Consider the following 3,241-nt stretch of genomic DNA (forward strand, 5'->3'; position numbering starts at 1 on the left):
CCCCTGCCACGCCGGCGCCGGTGCGGCCGCGGGCAGCGCCTGCAGATCGGCGAGCAGGGCGTCCAGCAGCGCCGCATGCGCGGGCTCGGCCAGCGCGACGCAGTCGCCGGTGACGTGATCGCGCAGCAGCGCGGCGGGGCAACGCAAGGCCAGCGCCGCGGGCGTGGCTGCGCTGGAGGGCGGCAACTGCAGCACCGGCTCCACCTGCGCGGCCAGTTCGTAGTCCAGCAGCAGCGCCCAGCCGCCACGGAACGGCCAGCGCGGCTCGTCGCGTTCGCAGCGCTCGGCCTGCCAGTGCGCGTCCAGCGCATCGAGGAAATCGCCGGCGACCGCCGCACCATCCAGCGCGCGGGTGACCCCGTCGCGATCCAGCCGCAGGCCCTGCCCGTCGGCGACCAGCAACAGATCCCAGCGCCCCTGCGCTGTGCCCGACGCCGCCGATTCCAGCAACACCGGATACCGCTGCGGCGCCAGGCGATGCAGCGCCAGCAGATCGACCTCGGCCGGCAAGGGAACAGTACGCAGCATCGAAGATCCGCTGGAAGTATGAAAGAAACGTCAGGGAACGGGAGGCGTCGCCAGACAAGCTCCAAGCGAGACCGCAGCAACGCGCGCGGACCTCACGCGCGCCGCCCGATAGATGGACGCGCGCGACGGGAGTGAGGCGCCGGCTGTGACGATTCCCGATTCCCGATTCCCGATTCCCGAATCCCGGCCCTCAGACCCGCTTGAACACCAACGTCCCGTTGGTCCCGCCGAAGCCGAACCCATTGGACATCGCCACGTCGATCTGCTTCTCGCGCGCCACGTTCGGCACGTAGTCCAGATCGCAGCCTTCGCCCGGCTCGTGCAGGTTGATGGTCGGCGGGATGATGCCGGCGTGGATCGCCATCACCGAGAAGATCGCCTCGGCACCGCCGGCGGCACCGAGCAGGTGGCCGGTCATCGACTTGGTCGAGCTGACCATGGTCTTGTAGGCGTGATCGCCCAGCGCACGCTTCATCGCCAGGGTCTCGGCCAGGTCGCCCAGCGGCGTGGAGGTGCCGTGCGCGTTGAGGTAGTGGATCTGGTCCGGATTGAGCTTGGCGTCCTTCATCGCCGCCACCATGCTGCGCGCGGCGCCTTCGCCGTCCTCGCTCGGGGCGGTCATGTGGAAGGCGTCGGAGCTGGCGCCGAAACCGACCAGCTCGGCGTAGATGCGCGCGCCGCGCGCCTTGGCGTGTTCGTACTCTTCCAGCACCAGCACGCCGGCGCCGTCGCCGAGCACGAAGCCGTCGCGCTCCTTGTCCCACGGCCGCGAGGCGGCGGCAGGATCGTCGTTGCGGGTGGACATCGCCTTCATCGAGCAGAAGCCGCCCACCGAGGTCGGCGAGGAGCCGCGCTCGGCGCCGCCAGCCAGCATCACGTCGGCGTCGCCGTGCTGGATCATGCGCATCGCGGTGCCGATGGAATGGTTGGAGGTGGCGCAGGCCGAGACCGCGGAGAAGGTCGGCCCCTTCAGCCCTTTGATCAGGCTCACCTGGCCCGGCAGCATATTGATGATGGTGCTGGGCACGTAGAACGGCGAGATCTTGCGCGCGCCGCCCTCGTGGAATTTGATGGTCTGCTCCTCGATGCCGAGCAGGCCACCGATGCCGGAGCCGAGGATCGCGCCGATGCGCTCGGCATTGGCCTCGGTGATCTCCAGGCCGGAATCGTCCAGCGCCATGAACGAGGCGCCGACGCCGTAATGGATGAACGAGTCCATCTTGCGCGCGTCCTTGGACGAGATGAACTTGGTCGGATCGAAATCCTTGATCTCGCCGGCGATCTTGGTGGTGAACTGAGACGCATCGATCTGGGTGATCGGGCCGATGCCGGAGCGTCCGTTGACGATCCCTTCCCAACTGCTGGCCAGGTCATTGCCCAACGGCGACACCAGGCCCATGCCGGTTACGACGACACGACGGCTCATTGCGAAATCTCCTCACCGCGATACGCGCGGCCTTGACGCTGTAAAAACACAGGGCCGCATGCGCGGCCCCATGGGATTGTCACGCGCATCGGGCCCACGCAGGCGCCGATGGCGATCGCGAACGCAGCCTCAGCTCTTGACGTGCGCCTTGACGTAGTCGATGGCCTGCTGCACCGAGGTGATCTTCTCGGCTTCTTCGTCCGGGATCTCGCACTCGAACTCTTCTTCCAGGGCCATCACCAGCTCGACGGTGTCCAGCGAGTCGGCACCCAGGTCATCGACGAACGATGCGTTGTTGGTGACTTCTTCTTCCTTGACGCCGAGCTGTTCGACGACGATTTTCTTGACGCGTTCTTCGATGGTGCTCATTGGGATATCGCTCCAGATGGAGTAGTGGTGGTTCGAGTTTTAGGATCCCCGCACACGGATGTGCGGTGCTCCTGTGAGGGACTCACAAAACGCCATCGGGCTGCGATGGCCGCGTTGGGTAGTGTAGTGGAAACCGACTGGCCCTTGCAGCACTGCACAAATGCCGGCCGATCAGCCACTTAGGCGCGTCCGCTGCGCCGCAGGCTCACGGCATGTACATCCCGCCGTTCACGTGCAGGGTTTCGCCGGTGATGTAGCCGGCGCCGGGCCCGGCCAGGAACGCCACCGCGTTGGCGATGTCGGACGGCTGGCCGAGCTGGCCGAGCGCGATCTGCTCCAGCAGCGCGGTGCGCTGCGCTTCCGGCAGCGCCTTGGTCATGTCGGTGTCGATGAAGCCCGGCGCGACCACGTTGACGGTGATGCCGCGCGAGCCGATTTCCTTGGCCATCGACTTGGAGAAGGCGATGATGCCGGCCTTGGCCGCGGCGTAGTTGGCCTGGCCCGGATTGCCGGTCACGCCGACCACCGAGGCGATGTTGACGATGCGGCCCTTGCGCGCCTTCATCATGCCGCGCAGCACCGCCTTGGAGGTGCGGAACACGCTGGTCAGGTTGGTGTCGATGATCGCCTGCCAGTCGTCGTCCTTCATCCGCATCAGCAGGTTGTCGCGGGTGATGCCGGCGTTGTTGACCAGGATCGAGACCGGGCCGAATTCCTTGGCGATCGCCTCGATCAGCGCATCGACCGCGGCGCCGTCGGTGACGTCCAGCGCGCGGCCATGACCGCCATGGGCGGCCAGGCGCGCGCCGATCGCCTGCGCGCCGGCGTCGGAGGTGGCGGTGCCGATGACAGTGGCGCCCTGCGCGGCCAGTTCGTCGGCGATGGCGGCACCGATGCCGCGGCTGGCGCCGGTGACCA

General features: G+C 67.5%; 3 protein-coding genes and 1 pseudogene. All 4 read right to left on the reverse strand.

Annotation, left to right across the window (positions count from 1 at the left end):
• Positions 1–528: pseudogene (locus tag D183_RS0110135) on the reverse strand (aminodeoxychorismate synthase component I); the annotation flags it as partial.
• A gap of 190 nt (positions 529–718) precedes the next feature.
• The gene (gene fabF, locus D183_RS0110140; protein WP_026144355.1) at positions 719–1,954 is read right to left on the reverse strand and encodes a beta-ketoacyl-ACP synthase II; all 1,236 of its coding nucleotides are present in this window, start codon (positions 1,952–1,954) and stop codon (positions 719–721) included.
• Positions 1,955–2,083: 129 nt separating this feature from the next.
• Positions 2,084–2,323, reverse strand: coding sequence for an acyl carrier protein (gene acpP / locus D183_RS0110145; protein WP_010342475.1), 240 nt, complete (start codon positions 2,321–2,323; stop codon positions 2,084–2,086).
• A gap of 205 nt (positions 2,324–2,528) precedes the next feature.
• On the reverse strand, positions 2,529–3,241 hold a 713-nt coding region (fabG, locus tag D183_RS0110150; RefSeq protein WP_017908891.1), incomplete at its 5' end, for a 3-oxoacyl-ACP reductase FabG.

The sequence above is a fragment of the Xanthomonas sp. SHU 199 genome (genome assembly GCF_000364665.1).
Taxonomy (GTDB): domain Bacteria; phylum Pseudomonadota; class Gammaproteobacteria; order Xanthomonadales; family Xanthomonadaceae; genus Xanthomonas_A; species Xanthomonas_A sontii.

Coding starts and splice junctions, on each gene's coding strand:
- acpP (WP_010342475.1), bottom strand. CDS start 2,323: ATGAGCACCATCGAAGAACGCGTCAAGAAAATCGTCGTCGAACAGCTC.
- fabF (WP_026144355.1), bottom strand. CDS start 1,954: ATGAGCCGTCGTGTCGTCGTAACCGGCATGGGCCTGGTGTCGCCGTTG.